Below are 15,192 nucleotides of genomic sequence, written 5' to 3'. Positions count from 1 at the left end.
TCTAATCCTTTGTTTTGACACGCATCTTATCCGAAAGCCGTTTCACACTTTTCAGGATGCGCTCTAATGACGCTTGTAGATGATTCCCGGACAAGTTTGTGTCATCGATCCCGGAAATGGTCGTGGATCGTCCGCGCCATGGCTTCCGAAATGCCGTCGATCTGCATGAGGTCCTCGACCGCAGCACGCGAAACCGCCTTTGCGGTCCCGAAATGATGCAGGAGCGCACGCTTGCGCGACGGGCCGATTCCCGCGATTTCATCGAGCGGATTCTTGACCATTTCCTTCTTGCGCCGGGCGCGGTGCGTGCCGATGGCGAACCGGTGGGCCTCGTCGCGCAGACGCTGGATGAAATAGAGCACCGGATCGCGCGGCGGCAGCGTGAAGGCCTGCTTGCCTTCCACGAAAAAGCGTTCGCGTCCCGCTTCGCGGTCGACGCCCTTCGCGATGCCGATGGCATTGACAAGATGGCTGATGCCAAGCTCGCCAAGAATTTGCCGCACGGCGCCCACCTGGCCTTGCCCGCCGTCGATCAGGATGACATCGGGCCAGGCTGGAAACGTATCCGTTACTTCGGCGTCGGTCGGTTCTTCCGGCGTGCCGTGTTCCTTGACCAGCCGCGAGAAACGCCGCTCGATCACTTCTCGCATCATGCCGAAATCGTCGCCTGGCGTAATGTCGGTCGAGCGGATGTTGAACTTGCGATACTGATTTTTGACGAAGCCTTCCGGCCCGGCGACGATCATGCCGCCGACAGCATTCGTGCCCATGATGTGGGAGTTATCATACACCTCGATCCGGCGCGGCGGCTGCGACAGGCCGAAGGTCTCGGCCATACCCTGCAAAAGACGGGCCTGCGACGATGTTTCGGCAAGCCGCCGCCCAAGCGCCTCGCGCGCATTGGTGAGCGCGTGATCGACAAGGTCCTTCTTCTCGCCGCGTTGCGGCACGTTGACCTGCACCTTGTGTCCGGCGCGCGTCGAGAGCGCTTCGGCGATGAGCGATTGTTCCTCCACGGTCTCGGACAACAGGACGAGACGGGGGCATGGCTTGTCGTCATAGAACTGCGACAGGAAGGCACCGAGAACTTCCGCGGGACCGAGCGAACTGTCGGCTTTCGGGAAATAGGCGCGATTGCCCCAGTTCTGGCCGGTGCGGAAGAAGAAGACCTGAATGCAGGTCATGCCGCCTTCCTGATGGATGGCGAAAACGTCTGCCTCTTCAACCGTCTGCGGATTGATGCCCTGATGCGACTGGACATGCGAGAGCGCCGCCAGACGGTCCCGGTAAACGGCTGCGTGCTCGAAATCGAGGTCCGCCGATGCGGCCTGCATCGCGGCTGACAGATGATCCTTGACCGACTGGCTCTTGCCGGAAAGAAACGCCTTGGCCTCGCTCACCAGCTCGGCATAGTCCGCGTCGCTGATCTCATGCGTGCAGGGGCCGGAACAGCGCTTGATCTGATAGAGAAGGCAGGGGCGGGTTCGTGTTTCAAAAACCGAATCCGTGCAGGTTCGCAGCAGGAAAGCGCGCTGAAGCGCGTTGATCGTGCGGCCTACGGCCCCGGCGGAAGCGAAGGGGCCGAAATAGTCGCCCTTGCGCGACCGGGCGCCGCGATGCTTGAAGATCCCGGGCGCCCGATGGTCGCCGGTCAGCAGAATATAAGGAAACGACTTGTCGTCGCGCATCAGCACGTTGAAGCGCGGGCGAATCTCTTGATGAGATTGGCCTCCAGCAACAGGGCTTCCGTCTCCGTGCGGGTGACGACGAATTCCATCGTCACCGTTTCGCGGATCATCCGCGTTATGCGATTGGAATGGCCGATGCCGCGCGCATAGTTGGACACGCGCTTCTTGAGATTGCGCGCCTTGCCGACATAGAGCACGTCGCCATCGCTGTTGAACATGCGATAGACGCCCGGATTGTTCGGCAGGCGCTTCACGAACGCATTGATGATGTCCTGCCCGCTCAGGCCTTCGATATCCGGCAGGCCATCGGAGGAATCCCACTGGATGGAATCGGCTGCCGACGGCGATGCGGGAGCATCGACTATATCGTCGCTCTCGTCATCCTCTTCGGTCTCCGCGTCGCCAATGATGATACCGGCCACGTCCTGCTCGTCGTCGGGCGGCAGGTTGGCGACAGCATCCTCATTGTTCTTGCGGTTTCCAGTCATTCGGTAATTCCTGCAATATCCGGGGTTTCCCATGCCAGGTGCTGTCCGCCGTCAAGGGCGATCATCTGGCCGGTGACGGAGCGGCTTTCCCAGAAATAGCGAACAGTACGCCCAAATTCCGACAATTCCGGCGCGCGCTGCAAAAGAAGTTGTTCAACCTGCTGTTCAAAATCGCCCGGCTTTTGCCGTTCGCTCGGCAATGTGGGGCCCGGCGCGATTGCATTGACCCGGATACGAGGCGCGAGCGCCTGCGCCATGGTTCGGGTGGCATTCCACAGCGCCGTCTTCGAAAGCGTATAGGAAAAGAAGTTCGGATTGAGCTTCCATACGCGCTGGTCGATTACATTGACGACAACCGCGTCCTCGCCGTCGGGCAGGGCATTCGCCATTTCCTCGGCCAGCAGGACCGGCGCCTTGAGGTGGATCGCAAAGTGCTTGTCCCAAAGCGCCATGTCCAGTTGCCCGATACGGTCGTCTTCAAACAGCGATGCATTGTTGACCAGAAGCCGGATCGGCCCGATCAGCTTCGCTGCATCCCGGGCAAGGTTGCGGACATCGGTTTCCGAGGCAAGGTCGGCGCGCACGACACAGGCCTTTCCGCCTTGTTCGTTTATGGCTGCGGCAAGGGCCGCGCCGTCATCGACGGAGTGATTGCAGTGTATGGCAACCCGGAAGCCATGGGCGGCAAGGTCTTCGACGATTGCCTTTCCAATGCGCCGTGCGCCGCCGGTTACCAGAACCGGACATTTGGCAAGCAGGCGAGGCTCGTGATCATTCAACACGGTAAACACTTTCTTATCGAGATTCTTCAATCGATTTCATGCCACTTCGGTCGGAAAATTGCAGCTAAAAATAGCATCCGCAACATTCATAGCTGACAAATTTGTAGGGATTTCAGCGACTTCGTTTCGTCTGACCTTGCGGCGTGCGACGCCACCGACACCATCCTCCCACTATATAGGTGCCCGCAACGGGCGTTGCGATAATGCAACATCGCAATTTTGCCACGTTCTCGTCAGGTTCTCTCCACAGAAGCGGGCATTTCGTGCCGCAATTACCGCCGATATGTCGGTCCTGTCAGCGCGGCATGGACGATTACTCCCAATGTCGCCCGCCCGATAAGGGACCGCGCAAAAGGTAATTTGTGTAAGGAGAATGCTATGCGCACTCTTAAGTCTCTCGTAATCGCCTCGGCTGCGCTGCTGCCGTTCTCTGCGACTGCTTTCGCTGCTGACGCGATCCAGGAACAGCCTCCTGTTCCGGCTCCGGTCGAAATGGCTCCGCAGTACAGCTGGGCTGGCGGCTACACCGGTCTGTACCTCGGCTACGGCTGGAACAAGGTCAAGACCAACACCGACGGCAGCATCAAGCCGGACGACATGAAGGCTGGCGCTTACGCGGGCTGGAACTTCCAGCAGGACCAGTTCGTATACGGTGTTGAAGGCGACGCCGGCTACTCGTGGGCCAAGAAGTCCAAGAACGGCCTGGAAGTCAAGGAAGGCTTCGAAGGCTCGCTGCGTGGCCGTCTCGGCTACGACCTGAACCCGGTCATGCCATACATCACCGCCGGTGTTGCTGGTAAGCAGGTCAAGCTCGACAACGGCTTTGACGACGAAAGCAAGTTCCGCGTTGGTTGGACTGCTGGTGCAGGTCTGGAAGCCAAGCTCACGGACAACATCCTGGGCCGCGTCGAATACCGTTACACCCAGTTCGGCAACAAGACCTATGATCTTGGCACCGAGTCGGTCCGTAACAAGCTCGACACCCACGACATCCGCGTCGGCGTTGGCTACAAGTTCTAATTATCTGATAATTGAACACGGAAAACCGGGCAGGCAACTGCCCGGTTTTTTGTTGCGCCGTTTTTGGGCTCAGTTGGTCGCGGCATCTGTCAGCCAGCCGCTAAAAGCCGACATCGCTTCGGTTTCCGCGCGCGATTGCAGCCGCGTCAGCCAGTAACTGCCCATCGTCACCGTCGTTTCGAATGGCTGGACGATGGTTTCCGACAGCAATTGCCGGGAAAACATCAGCGGCGGCGCAAGCGCAATACCCGCTCCCTGCATGGCGCCTTCCATCATCGCAAGCGACGAATCGAACATGATGCTTCGGGGCAGGGGCATGTCGCCCGTGACGCCTGCCGCCAGAAACCACCGCGCCCATTCATCGGCACGGTAGGAGCGCAGCAACGTGTGGCGCGCAAGATCGGCCGGTGTTCGCAATTCGCGCGCAAGTTCGGGAATGCAAAGCGGCGACAAGGGCGCTTCCAGCAATCGCGTTGCATCGATGCCGTGCCAAGCGCCGCTGCCGAACCGGATGGCGTAATCCAGCCCCTCCGCCGCAATATCCACCCGGTTGTTGTTGGTCGAAAGCCGCAGGTCGATGAACGGATAGCGATTCTGAAAGTCGCGCAGACGTGGCAGAAGCCAGCCGACGGCCAGCGTCCCCACCGCGCCAACCCGCAATATTTCCCGGTAATGCCCCGCCTCGAAACGTTCGAGCGTTCCGGCAATCCTGTCGAATGCGTCCTTCAATGTGGGGAGCAGCGTTTCCCCTTCGCTGGTCAGCATCAGCCCGCGCGGCAGGCGCTCGAACAGCGTCACATTCAGCCGGGTCTCAAGGCTTTTGACCTGATGGCTGACAGCGGCCTGCGTGACGCAGAGCTCGATCGCGGCCTTGGTGAAGCTGAGGTGGCGCGCCGACGCTTCGAAGGCGCGCAGCGAATTGAGTGGAAGATGCGGACGAACCATGAAGACCCAAATTTTTCTAATGTCAAATGCTAGATAACGTCGTTTGTCGCCGCAGCGCAAGCATCGTATATCAGCAGGGCCTGAAAGGCTTATATCCCGTGGGAAACGGGTTTCAGTATAATGGATCGCGCAGCGACGGCTATGTCTCGGTTGAGACGCAGCCGAATGCATAATCATGAGGTTTATTCATCTGTCATGAGAAAATATACGACGCTTTTGATTGGTTTCCTTGCTGGTTCAGCCATCATCCCCGCCGGCGGCGCTCTGGCGGCAGGCACGATAAATGACGACGAACTGCGCCGCATTGTCGATGAAACCGTACGCCCGCTCATGGCCGGGCAGAAAATCCCCGGCATGGGCGTTGCCATAAGCATCGATGGCAAAAGCCACTTCTTCGGTTACGGGGTGGCGTCGAAGGAAAGCGGGCAGAAAGTCGATGAGGATACGATTTTCGAAATTGGCTCGATCAGCAAGACCTTCACCGCGACGCTTGGCGGCTATGGATTGGCTACCGGCGCATTCTCCCCGTCCGATCCCGCGACCAGATGGGCTCCCGAACTTGCGGGCAGCAGTTTCGACAAGATCACCATGCTGGATCTTGGAACCTATACGCCGGGAGGATTGCCCTTGCAGTTCCCCGATGCTGTCACCGACGACCGTTCCATGCTGGCCTATTTCAGAAAGTGGAAGCCGGATTACCCGGCGGGCACCCAGCGCCGTTATTCGAACCCCAGCATCGGGCTATTCGGTTATCTCGCAGCGCGCAGCATGGGCCAGCCGTTCGACGTGTTGATGGAGCAGAAGCTTCTGCCCGCATTCGGCCTGAAGAACACTTTCGTCCATGTGCCGGAAAGCCGGATGAAGGACTATGCCTATGGCTACGCCAAGGCCGACAAGCCGACCCGGGTGGCAAGCGGCACGCGGGATGCGGAGGCTTATGGCATAAAGACCACGGCGCCCGATCTCCTTCGCTTCGTGGAGCTGAATATCGACAGCGCCTCGCTTGCGTCCGACTTCCAGAAAGCCGTCGTCGCCACGCATACGGGTTATTACCGTGTCGGGGCGAACAATCAGGGTCTCGGCTGGGAAATCTATACCTATCCGGTCACGCTCAAGACGCTTCTCGCTGGCAATTCGTCGGATATGGCGTTGAAATCGCACAAGATCGAGAAATTCGATCCCCCACACGCGCCCTCGGCGGATATGTTCATCAACAAGACCGGCTCGACCAAGGGTTTTGGCGCCTATGCGGCCTTTGTCCCCGCGAAGAAGACCGGCATTGTTTTGCTCGCCAACCGGAACTATCCAAACGATGAGCGCATAAAGGCCGCTTACCGCATTTTGCAGGCGATCGATAAAAGCGAGTGATCCGCAAAAGAAAACCCCGGAAAATCCGGGGTTTCCTCATTTTCAAATCAATCAGCCGCGCGGCAGAAGTTCGGTCAGTTCCGGGTGTAGCTCCTGAAAACGCTTCATCCAGCGCTTGAGCTTGGAGCGGTTGCACTCCCACTTGCCTTCAAAGCGCAGCGACAGATAGCCAAGCGCTGCGGCAACGGCGATATGTCCCACATGCAGCTTGCCCGCAAGGCGGGGCGGCGCTTCGTTCAGAAGGTCGAGCGCCCGCTCGGCCTTGCGCCATTGCAGGTCGAGCCAGGGCTGGTGGACCTTCTCTTCGGGGCGCATCCGCCGTTCATAGACATGGGCCAGCAGCACGTCGCAAAGACCATCGGCGATGGCTTCATAGCGCTCGGCATCGGTACGCTTTTCCGCATTGCGCGGGAAAAGCTTGTTGCCCGAAACCCGGTTCAGGTACTGGGTGATCGCGCGGCTGTCGAAGACGGCCTTGCCGTCATCCGCCAAAAGCGTTGGAATCTTTCCGAGAGGATTGGCCTGAATAAGATCCGCCGGTTCCGCCGAAGTGTTGACGATGACGCTTTCAAACGAAATGCCGGCGTGATGGGCGGCCATGCGAACCTTCGCGCTATAGGGCGAGGCGGGTGAATAGAGAATCTGTGTCATCGTAATTTCCTGAACAGGCTATGTAGGGTCTATTGCGTGGCGGGCATCATCACGGAGCGGCTTCGGCAGGCATTGGCGTCCACCTCATCGCAGGAACGGAATTGCAGGTCCTTTGTCATGCAGATGCGGACTTCCTGCAGATAATTCCGCTTGCAGCTGATCGAAATACCGTCCGGCTTCATGCCGGGATTGGCTGCGATGAACGCTTTTTCGACAAGGATAGGGTCCACGCGTCGCCCGCCCGCCGTCCCGCTGGCCAGACTGCGCAGGCTGTGCGGAATGTTGACCTGATCGAAAGCGTTGCGCAGCGTGGCGAAGTAATCATTCTGTGAAAGGCCCGAGCAACTCCCGTGCTTGCGCCATTGATAGGCGACGAGGCCCGCAGCAGGCATGATGTCCGACAGGCTGGAAATAATCCGCCGCGGCACATAGCTGCCGCCGCTTCGGTTATTGTCCACCTGACAGTTCGCCGGATAACCCCATTCGTTCTGCGGCCAGAGACCATGCACCACGAAACCGAAAGGCCGGCTAGTGCCGCATTGCTGCTTGTTGGCGCGTGGGCCTTCCGATGCGCAATAGCTTGGCGACCAGGAAAGGGCGAGGACGTAGAAATCGAACTCGCCCGGAATATCATCAGCGCGTGCAGGCAGGGCTGCCAGAACATTCGCCGTTGCCGCTGCAAGCAACGTAATCGCAGCAGCGCCAAACTTCCGCAGCATATGCCCTCCACTCAATCGTTGCTCAAGGCGTCAGTTGTCTGAATCAAAAAGCGGGAGACCGGCATGGCGACTCCAAGAGCAGATACCAGTGGTCTTTTGGTTCCGACATTTGCTCAGCGCTCATATCCGAGGGATGCAAATGTCGGGATCAGACCACTAGCGAAGAACGCGGCACCGGGCGTCGTATACATACCAGCGGTCGAAACCGTCGACGCAGAACTCGACGTTGCGGCCCATGGAGGCAAAGCCCTGGCCTTCCTCGACCATATACCAGACCGAGCGATACTGACCGTCGCTCAGAACGGCGGTCGCCTTGCAATAGGTGCGCTCAATCTGGGCAGGGTTGGTCTTCGGCTCATACCGCGTCAGCTGAACGTCGCTCATGGCCGAAATGCCGACCTGCGGCAGGTTCGGGACGTGGCGCACCTGATAGCCGAAATCGGAAACCACGGAGCGCAGCACGCTCTGCTGGCTGCACGCACCCGCATCTGCAACACCTGCGGGTGCCGGGGCAAGATAGTCTGCGGCGCTCGCTGGCAGGGAAGCCAGCGTCAGGGGAAGGACGGCTGCGGCGAAAGCGGCTGCGCGTGAAAACTGTCCGATGCGATCCAGGGTTCGTTGCATATCTCTATCCTGTCCGAAATTGCGAGCCAGCTCGCTGAATTCTGTGATGACCGAAGCCTCGTCGAGGCGCAGTTTCTGCTAGCAATTTCTCCGGGTCAAGTGCGATCCGTCTCGCTGCGCACCCACTTGAGGCTGAAATTGCTCCCCTTTTCCTCGGCCAGAAGCTTGGTAAGGCAGGGAAGCAGGGTTTGCATCTCACTTTCGAGTGTAAAAGGCGGATTGACTACAATCATGCCCGTGCCATCGAGGCGCGGTTCTGCAGAAGGCGCGCGAATCGCAAGCTCGATCTGCATGATCTTGGGAATGCCGGTTTCACGCAGGCGTTTGGTGAACCGTTCGGTTTCCCTGCGGTCCTTCACCGGATACCACAGCGCATAGATGCCGCCGCCGAAACGCTTGTGCGCCTTGGCCAGCCCGTCGACCAGACGGTCGAATTCGCCTTCCTTTTCAAAAGGCGGATCAACCAGCACCATGCCGCGCTTTTCCTTCGGCGGAAGGTGCGCGCCAAGCGCCAGCCATCCGTCGAGTTCGGTCACGCGCACCTGATAGTCGCCGTCGAAGAGTTTTGCCAGCCTGGCCGAATCCTGCGGGTGCAGTTCCAGCGCGGACAAACGGTCCTGCTTGCGCAGAAGATGCCGCACGACAAGCGGCGAACCCGGATAATGACGGAGCTTTTCGCCTTCGTTGACGGCGCGGACGGCGGCGAGATAGGGCTCCAGCAATTCCAGCGCTGGCTGCTCGATCTGCCCTTTCTTCACCGCATCCACGATGCGGTCGATGCCACCCGTCCATTCGCCGGTCTTCCCAGCCTCGATACCTTTCAGGTCATAGAGGCCGATGCCCGCATGGGTGTCGATGACGCGAAAGGCCTGATCCTTGCGCTTCAGATATTCGACAAGACGGGTCAGGATGACGTGCTTGACGACATCCGCGAAATTTCCGGCGTGATAGGCGTGACGATAGTTCATGGCTGCGCTTGTTTCATGTTGGCCTGTTTTCGGCAAGAGGCCGGGAATGGCAAACGCCCCGGTGTCTCAATCAAAAAGCGGCAGGCGGCGACGAAATTCGCGACTTTTGGAGCGGGTACTGCGTCGTTGCTGCAATATCTCTCCTGTCACAAATGTGACATACAACCTTCAACATCTGCTCCTATCCTCTGAGTCGAGTCCCGAAATGTCTGGTGGCGTCCTTCTGATCGTCCTCTTTGGCGCGTTCCTCCACGCGAGCTGGAACGCAATCGTAAAGGGGAGCGGAGACAAGTTCTTCAGCGCCGCCAGCGTTACCGGCGCTGCGGGGCTGATCGCCCTTTTCATCGTGCCTTTTCTGCCGCTGCCGAATCCCGCAAGCTGGATTTACATGCTTCTGTCGACGGTCACGCAGACCTTTTACATGTCGCTGGTGGCTGCGGCCTATAAGTCCGGCGACATGAGCGAAGCCTATCCGATCATGCGCGGCACGCCGCCCTTGCTGGTGGCGCTGGTGAGCGCGCCTCTGGTGGGCGAGGTCATGGGCTGGCAAAGCTGGCTTGGCATCATCCTGATCTGTTCCGGCGTGCTGGCGATGGCGCTTGATGCCCGGCGCCGAAATCGCGGTGCTTCAAGCCGCACGGCCTTGCTGGCTCTCACCAATGCCGGTTTCATTGCCAGCTATACGATCATCGATGGCCTTGGCGTCCGCGTTTCGGGAGAGCCGATTTCCTATACGCTGTGGCTGTTCATGATGAACGCCATACCGCTCGCCGGCTGGGCATTCTATCGCGAGCCGGACCGCTTCATCCATTACCTGCGCAATCACTGGCGACCGGCCATGATCGGCGGGGTGGGCACATTGGGGTCGTATGGCCTGGCGCTCTGGGCGATGACCATGGCCCCGATTGCCGTCGTGGCGGCACTGCGGGAGACGGCGATCCTCTTCGGCGTGCTCATTTCCTTCGTGGTACTGAAAGAAAAAGTCGGCCTGCCGCGCTTTGTAGCTGCCGGGCTTATTGTCTTCGGCGCGATTTCATTGCGCCTGTCGTGAAAATTTATTTCGTCACAGTTACAATCTTCCGGCAGAAATTCGTTTCTGCGGCAAGTGGCTTGAGCTAATAAAGTAGTATGAACCAGCACGCTCCCATTTCGAATATCAAGATCAGTCATTCGGCCTGTCCGCATGATTGCCCGTCAACCTGCGCACTCGACGTGGAAATTCTCGACGAGCGCACCATCGGGCGCGTGCGCGGCGCAAAGGACAACAGCTACACCGCTGGCGTCATCTGCGCCAAGGTGGCGCGCTATGCGGAGCGTGTGCATCACCCCGACCGCCTGAAGCACCCGCTGGTTCGCGCCGGTGCAAAAGGTGAGGGGCAGTGGAAGCAGGCTTCGTGGGAAGCAGCCCTTGATCTCATCGCAGAGCGTTTTTTGAAAGCCGAACAGGATTATGGCAGCGAAAGCGTCTGGCCCTATTATTATGCAGGCACGATGGGGCTGGTGCAGCGCGACTCGATCAATCGTCTGCGCTTTGCCAAGCGTTATTCCAACCAGTTCGACAGTTTCTGCACCAATATGGCTTGGACCGGCTATTTCGCCGGAACCGGCAGCCTGACCGGTCCCGATCCGCGTGAAATGGCCAAGGCCGATGTCGTGGTCATCTGGGGCACCAATGCCGCCGCAACGCAGGTCAATGTCATGACCCATGCGGTCCGCGCGCGCAAGGAACGCGGTGCCAAGATCGTCGTCATCGACGTTTATGCCAATGCGACAGTCCGGCAGGCGGATATGGGCATCGTGCTGAAGCCGGGAACCGATGGCGCCTTTGCCTGCGCGGTCATGCATGTGCTGTTCCGCGACGGTCTGGCTGACTGGGATTATCTGGAGCGTTATACCGACGATCCGAAGGGGCTTGAAAAGCATCTTCAGACCCGCACGCCGGAATGGGCGGCTGCGATCACCGGCCTGTCCGTTGAAGAGATTGAGGCATTTGCTCATCTCGTCGGCAAGACCAAACGAACCTATTTCCGCCTCGGCTATGGTTTCACCCGCCAGCGCAATGGCGCGGTCAACATGCATGCTGCCGCTTCGATCGCCTGCGTGACGGGCGCTTTCCTTCATGAAGGCGGCGGGGCGTTTCATTCCAATTCCGGCATCTTCAAGATGGACAAGCGCGAGATCGAAGGTCGCGCCATGCAGGATGTGAGCCTCCGCTTTCTCGACCAGTCGAAGATCGGACGCATCCTGACCGGTGACCCGGAAGCGCTTTATGGCGGGCCGCCCGTCATGGCCATGCTGATCCAGAACACCAATCCGATGAATGTGACGCCGGAACAGCGGCTGGTCCGCAAGGGCTTCGCGCGCGAGGATTTGTTCGTTGCCGTGCATGAGCAGTTCATGACGGATACGGCGAAGATGGCCGATGTCGTCCTGCCTGCGACCACATTCCTCGAACACGACGATATCTATCGCGGCGGCGGGCAGCAGCATGTCGTGCTCGGGCCGAAGCTGATCGAGCCGCTTGCCGATGCGCGTCCGAACATCTTCGTCATCAACGAACTGGCGAAACGGCTTGGCGTAGGGCATCTGCCGGGCTTCGACCTGGACGAGCGCACGCTGATCGACAACATGAATGCCAATAGCGATCTGCCGCATTTCGACGAATTGAAGGAAAAGCGGTTTGTCGATCTGCAACCGCCCTTCGAGGAAGCGCATTATATCAACGGTTTCAAATGGCCGGACGGCAAGTTCCGCTTCCGCCCGGACTGGACGGGAAGCCCTTCGCCCAACAAGCCGCCGGAAGTCATGGGACTTCAGGGGCCTCATCATTCCATTCCGGAATTTCCGGACCATTGGGAAGTGATTGAAACGGCGGATTCCGAACATCCATTCCGCATGACGACCTCACCGGCCCATAATTTCCTGAACTCGACCTTTGCCGAGACGCCGACATCGCTTGCCAAGGAAATCCGGCCCGAACTACTGATCCATCCCGACGATGCGGCAGAGCTTGGCATAGAGGACGGCGAGCGCATCGAGATCGGCAATCATCGCGGCGAGCTGGTGCTTTATGCCGTGCTGCGCGCGGGGCAAAAACGCGGTGTCGTTGTTTCCGAGGGCATTTTCCCCAATTCCACCTTCGAGCGCGGCGAGGGGATCAACATCCTGATCGGCGCCGAACCGGCAGCTCCCTATGGCGGGCTTGCGGTGCACGATACCAAGATCTGGATACGCAAAATAAATGCATAAATATTAATCCAACAACGCCGGGGCGCATATATAAACTATATATGCGCCCCGCGTTGTTGTTTATTCGCGCTGCCCGTTAGCCGGCGTAACGCAGTTTCAGCTTGGAAACACCCACGGCGGCATTCAGGCCGCGCTGGCCCTGAAGCGAAATCGGCTGAAGCGAAATCGTCTTCCACGAACCGCCCGTCAGGATATTGGTGCCGAAGCCGACGCCGATGGCTGCATTGGCGGAAGCACCGACATAACGGCCCTGAAGCGCGCCTTCCGGACGAACGCTCGGAGCCCATACGGCCCAGGCGACACGGCCACCATTGATGAAGCCGACATCGACGCCGAGCTTGGTGATGGTGCCGGTGTAATGCTCAATCGGGCCGCGACCGCGGGCAAGCCGGAATACGCAATCCACATCCTGCTGGCTGCCGATGATTACGCCGATAGCCGGGGAGATGTCGCAGGACAGCATACCGACTTCCGAGCGTGGCTGGGTACGACCCGAAGCGGGAGGAGCTACGAAGTCGGCTGCGAGAGCTGGAGCCGTAACCGCAAGGCCGGAAACCACGGCCATTGCCGAAAGGAAGGAAGTCGAGAAACGGAGAGACATGTCTTTGTCCTCTTCTGAAAACATATTGAAAGAATCGCTTTCCACGACTCTTAACGGGGTTTGCCGAAGCAAGTTCCGTTACGAGGGGGAATTAGAGCTTTTTGCGGGAAATTAAAGTTTTGTTAACAAAAAACTTCGTGTGTGATGATTTTGCCGCGGATCAGACGCTGACAATTACGCTATCTGCCTGAATCTCTGCCCGATCCCCTGCCTCTCCGGCGGCGAATTTGCGAAGGGCGGCGGCATAAAGCTGGTGCTCGGCCTTGAGGACGCGCGCTGCAAGTGTTTCAGCATCATCTCCGGCGCGCACCGGCACTGCGGCCTGCGCCAGGATTGGACCCTCATCCATCCCCTCGGTCACCAGATGAACGGTGCAGCCTGCGACTTTCATGCCCGCATCCAGCGCCCGCTGATGGGTGTGCAGTCCGGGGAAGAGCGGCAGCAGGGAAGGGTGAATGTTGAGAATGCGGCCTTCATAGGGAGCGATGAAGCGGCCCGACAGAAGGCGCATGTAACCGGCAAGGCAGATGATGTCCGGCTGCAACGCGGCAAGGGCTTCCAGAATGGCATCTTCATGCTCATCCTTCGAGGCGTAATCCTTGCGCTTGAAGACCTGCGTCGCAACGCCTGCGCCTTGCGCCCTGGCAAGACCGCCAGCTTCTGCCTTGTCGGAGAATACGGCCACTATTTCGGCTGGAAAATCCGCAGGTTGCGCGGCGCGGATCAGCGCTCCCATGTTGGAGCCGCCGCCCGAAATGAAGATGACGACCCGCTTGCGGCTCATAGCGCAAGCTGGCCCTTGTAGACGACGCCATCCTTTTCGCGCTTGACCATCTGGCCCAGCGTGACGACCTTTTCGCCTTCGGTGGCAAGCGCTGCCACGACTTCATCGACCTTTTCAGGCTTCACGACAGCGATCATGCCGACGCCGCAATTGAAGGTGCGCAGCATTTCGTTCGGCGCGACGCCGCCGGTTTTGGCAAGCCATGAGAAGACTGGCGGAACGGAAATGGAGGCAAGGTCGATTTCGGCGGCAAGACCTTCCGGCAGGACGCGCGGAATATTGTCGGGAAAACCACCGCCAGTGATGTGCGCCAGCGCCTTGATGCCGTCCGAAGCGCGGATCGCGGCGAGAAGCGGCTTCACATAGATACGCGTCGGGGTGAGCAGCGCTTCACCGAGCGTCGCGCCCGGCTGGAACGGCGCATCGGACTTCCAGCCGAGGCCGGAAAGCTCGACGATGCGGCGCACCAGCGAAAATCCGTTGGAATGAACGCCGGACGAAGCCAGACCGAGAATGACGTCACCTTCGGCAATGTCGCCGCGCGGCAGCAGGCGGTCGCGCTCAGCCGCGCCAACCGCGAAACCGGCAAGATCGTAATCGCCGTCGCGGTACATGCCCGGCATTTCAGCGGTTTCACCGCCGATCAGCGCAGAACCGGCCTGACGGCATCCTTCGGCAATGCCCGCAACGATGTCCACGCCCTGGTCCGGCGAAAGCTTGCCGGTCGCAAAATAATCGAGGAAGAAAAGTGGCTCGGCACCCTGAACAACGAGATCGTTGACGCACATGGCAACCAGATCGATGCCCACCGTGTCGTGCTTGTCGGCGTCGATGGCGATCTTCAGCTTGGTGCCGACGCCGTCATTGGCGGCAACGAGCACCGGGTCCTTGAAGCCTGCGGCCTTGAGGTCGAACAGGCCGCCAAAGCCGCCGATCTCTCCGTCCGCACCGGGGCGCCGCGTGGAACGCACGAGCGGCTTGATCTTCTCGACCATCAGGTTGCCGGCATCGATGTCGACGCCAGCCTGCGCATAGGTCAGGCCATTATGGGCGGCAGACTTGTCGGCGGGCTTATTGGCGGGCTTGTTTTCCATGGTCATGGCCTGCTCCTGAAATGGGCGCTTATCCACGCAGTTGTCTAATGCATTTTCGGCAAAAGCGTATAACGGTTTTGCTCAGGAAAAATGCGATAAACAGAGAATGTGCGCGCAATGCCATGAGACGGCGCTGCCTGCAAGGCCACAAGGCCCGAAAAGAGTGAAACAGCGCAGAATTCCGACTAAAATTGTAAAGCGCTGCCCATCA

Annotated in this window: 13 protein-coding genes and 1 pseudogene; 4 read left to right on the top strand and 10 right to left on the bottom strand. The window is 59.2% G+C overall.

The annotated features are described in order from the left end of the window. Positions 1-101: 101 nt before the first annotated feature. Both uvrC and ACS5UA_RS14255 read right to left on the bottom strand, forming a co-directional pair. Positions 102-2,176 (bottom strand): annotated as a pseudogene (gene uvrC, locus ACS5UA_RS14260) (excinuclease ABC subunit UvrC). Next, entirely contained in the window at positions 2,173-2,988 is an 816-nt protein-coding gene (locus ACS5UA_RS14255; RefSeq protein WP_443101421.1) for an SDR family oxidoreductase, read from the bottom strand. The pseudogene uvrC and the gene ACS5UA_RS14255 overlap by 4 nt, the downstream one beginning before the upstream one ends. 348 nt (positions 2,989-3,336) lie before the next feature. Here ACS5UA_RS14255 and omp25 point away from each other — a divergent pair, with 348 nt between their 5' ends. Continuing rightward, positions 3,337-3,978: an outer membrane protein Omp25 gene (gene omp25, locus ACS5UA_RS14250; RefSeq protein WP_006472445.1), complete on the top strand. Its 642-nt coding sequence runs from the start codon at positions 3,337-3,339 to the stop codon at positions 3,976-3,978. A gap of 69 nt (positions 3,979-4,047) precedes the next feature. On the opposite strand, the gene ACS5UA_RS14245 is transcribed toward omp25, so the two are convergent. Then, positions 4,048-4,923 carry a LysR substrate-binding domain-containing protein gene (locus tag ACS5UA_RS14245; protein ID WP_443101420.1) on the bottom strand — a complete coding sequence of 292 codons (876 nt, stop codon included), beginning with the start codon at positions 4,921-4,923 and terminating at the stop codon, positions 4,048-4,050. 195 nt (positions 4,924-5,118) lie between these two features. Between ACS5UA_RS14245 and blaOCH the strand changes: the two genes are divergently transcribed. Further along, positions 5,119-6,291, top strand: coding sequence for an OCH family extended-spectrum class C beta-lactamase (blaOCH, locus tag ACS5UA_RS14240; RefSeq protein ID WP_443101419.1), 1,173 nt, complete (start codon positions 5,119-5,121; stop codon positions 6,289-6,291). A 51-nt stretch (positions 6,292-6,342) separates the two neighbouring features. Here the strand turns inward: blaOCH and ACS5UA_RS14235 are convergent, their stop codons facing one another. From ACS5UA_RS14235 to ACS5UA_RS14220, 4 genes are all read right to left on the bottom strand, one after another. After that, positions 6,343-6,942, bottom strand: a complete 600-nt coding sequence (locus ACS5UA_RS14235) for a glutathione S-transferase (protein ID WP_443101418.1) — start codon at positions 6,940-6,942, stop codon at positions 6,343-6,345. 29 nt (positions 6,943-6,971) lie between these two features. Beyond that, positions 6,972-7,661: a ribonuclease T2 family protein gene (locus tag ACS5UA_RS14230; RefSeq protein WP_151566458.1), complete on the bottom strand. Its 690-nt coding sequence runs from the start codon at positions 7,659-7,661 to the stop codon at positions 6,972-6,974. Between the two features lie 156 nt (positions 7,662-7,817). Continuing rightward, positions 7,818-8,285: a phage portal protein gene (locus tag ACS5UA_RS14225; RefSeq protein ID WP_006466434.1), complete on the bottom strand. Its 468-nt coding sequence runs from the start codon at positions 8,283-8,285 to the stop codon at positions 7,818-7,820. A 95-nt stretch (positions 8,286-8,380) separates the two neighbouring features. Continuing rightward, on the bottom strand, positions 8,381-9,253 hold the full coding sequence (locus ACS5UA_RS14220; RefSeq protein WP_039852475.1) for a 23S rRNA (adenine(2030)-N(6))-methyltransferase RlmJ: 873 nt from the start codon (positions 9,251-9,253) through the stop codon (positions 8,381-8,383). A gap of 205 nt (positions 9,254-9,458) precedes the next feature. On the opposite strand from ACS5UA_RS14220, the gene ACS5UA_RS14215 reads away from it, so the two are divergent. Together ACS5UA_RS14215 and ACS5UA_RS14210 are read left to right on the top strand one after the other, a co-directional pair. Beyond that, positions 9,459-10,304: an EamA family transporter gene (locus ACS5UA_RS14215; protein WP_443101417.1), complete on the top strand. Its 846-nt coding sequence runs from the start codon at positions 9,459-9,461 to the stop codon at positions 10,302-10,304. Between the two features lie 77 nt (positions 10,305-10,381). Beyond that, positions 10,382-12,502, top strand: coding sequence for a molybdopterin oxidoreductase family protein (locus ACS5UA_RS14210; protein WP_443101416.1), 2,121 nt, complete (start codon positions 10,382-10,384; stop codon positions 12,500-12,502). 76 nt (positions 12,503-12,578) lie between these two features. Here ACS5UA_RS14210 and ACS5UA_RS14205 read toward each other — a convergent pair whose 3' ends face one another. The 3 genes from ACS5UA_RS14205 to purM all read right to left on the bottom strand — a co-directional run bounded on the left by ACS5UA_RS14205 (position 12,579) and on the right by purM (position 14,987). After that, positions 12,579-13,103 (bottom strand): DUF992 domain-containing protein, encoded by a 525-nt coding sequence (locus ACS5UA_RS14205; RefSeq protein WP_443101415.1) that lies wholly within the window; start codon positions 13,101-13,103, stop codon positions 12,579-12,581. Positions 13,104-13,263: 160 nt separating this feature from the next. After that, entirely contained in the window at positions 13,264-13,887 is a 624-nt protein-coding gene (gene purN, locus ACS5UA_RS14200; RefSeq protein ID WP_443101414.1) for a phosphoribosylglycinamide formyltransferase, read from the bottom strand. Further along, complete coding sequence (gene purM, locus ACS5UA_RS14195) at positions 13,884-14,987, bottom strand: phosphoribosylformylglycinamidine cyclo-ligase (RefSeq protein ID WP_050790995.1); 1,104 nt, start codon at positions 14,985-14,987, stop codon at positions 13,884-13,886. Before purM ends, purN begins: the two co-directional genes overlap by 4 nt. Between the last annotated feature and the right edge of the window lie 205 nt (positions 14,988-15,192).

The organism is Brucella sp. RRSP16 (assembly GCF_052246815.1).
Classification (GTDB): domain Bacteria; phylum Pseudomonadota; class Alphaproteobacteria; order Rhizobiales; family Rhizobiaceae; genus Brucella; species Brucella intermedia.
The sequence above is the reverse complement of the archived record's forward strand: the minus strand, read 5'-3'. Positions and strand labels throughout refer to the sequence as shown.